Source organism: Microcoleus sp. Pol12A5, from assembly GCF_036701435.1.
Lineage (GTDB): Bacteria > Cyanobacteriota > Cyanobacteriia > Cyanobacteriales > Microcoleaceae > Microcoleus.
Window position 1 is genome coordinate 1 of the sequence record NZ_JAUBQU010000296.1, and the last position, 1,267, is coordinate 1,267.

1 protein-coding gene and 1 pseudogene are annotated in these 1,267 nt (G+C 37.8%); one reads left to right on the forward strand and one right to left on the reverse strand.

All coding sequences use genetic code 11. The features are described 5' to 3' along the window. Nucleotides 1–208: 208 nt before the first annotated feature. Nucleotides 209–625 carry a hypothetical protein gene (locus QUA45_RS28845; RefSeq protein ID WP_333223373.1) on the forward strand — a complete coding sequence of 139 codons (417 nt, stop codon included), beginning with the start codon at nucleotides 209–211 and terminating at the stop codon, nucleotides 623–625. Between the two features lie 376 nt (nucleotides 626–1,001). Here the strand turns inward: QUA45_RS28845 and QUA45_RS28850 are convergent. Next, nucleotides 1,002–1,267: pseudogene (locus QUA45_RS28850) on the reverse strand (IS4 family transposase); the annotation flags it as partial.

The following is a 1,267-nucleotide window of genomic DNA, read 5'->3' on the forward strand; positions in this document are numbered from 1 at the left end:
ATAGGGTTTCATCATGAGACTCCTCAAAAGATTGGCATAGAGCTATTATCCTCTATCCTTTACATAAAAGCACTACCAATTATCCTATGAAATATTTAAGTCAGGTAAATGATTACACACTATCAAAGATATACCAGTTTTTGATGGTGTTCTAGCTTATTTGTCCATGCGATTAATCGAAAGCTCTAACGATTATCGCAATAAAGATATGACTGTAGATGATTTACTGAAAGCTATTGATATGTATTTGGGGCTTGCCGACCCATTTCAAGAGGACAGCGATAATCTACAAGGTTTTCTCATAAGATTCGGAGCTTCTCAATTAGACTATGATCGTGAAGCTCGTCACCTCCTTCCAAGAACTCTGATCATTTACGAAAATTTATGGACTAAAAGTGGAAATTGCAATCAAGTTGATATAGCCAACGCGATTAAGAGCTTTTCTGGGTTAAATTTACAGGAAATATTAGTATTAAGCTGGGCTTTTTCGCATAGTGCCAACAAGGGATTTTTCCGCCTATTTGAAGATGTAGAGCAGTATCCTGATACCCTAAAATATTATTTTGATCTCAATAACCCACATTCCGCAGTTGCGATCGTAAAATCCAGTATTTTTAAGAGATGAGAAATATTGAAGCGTCAAATATAAGAGTACAGGATCTTGACCACTGCGGCTGACGGGGTGACAACCCCGTCAAAGAGTAGATATAATCAAGCTTCTAGCCCTTATCCCCTTCTAAAAAAATGGTCGCTTATTACTTCTAATCCTCATTAATTCAGTTACTAAATCTTGGCAAACTTCACTTCCTGTCACCCAACATTCACCATATAAACCTATCCAAAAGTTGCTATGACGACGTACCGAGCGCCCTAATTTCTGCACCCGACCCACATATTTTTGAATTCCCATCTCTTTGATTGTACAACCTTTAATTATTGCACAACTGTCGGCAATTGCTATTAACAAGACTAAGGATTTTAAGCGGTCATAACAGGCATGACTATTTTCTTTCGTTATAACCTCCCGTCTTACAATCCTTAAACATAGCCTCTATTCCACTCCGACACTTAAAACTGGCGGTCGCCAATTTTAAACTACCTACATTAGTCAACAAATACCACCCTTCGGAAGTCCCGTTATTTCTGTACTTTCTTTTCCAATAACCTGCTACATCAAAGAAGCCAAAATTTTTCTGTTTAGTAACTTTAACCCCGCTTCTATAAAAAGCGGTTCCTGGTATTAGTCCTAACTCGCTTAGACGTTGAT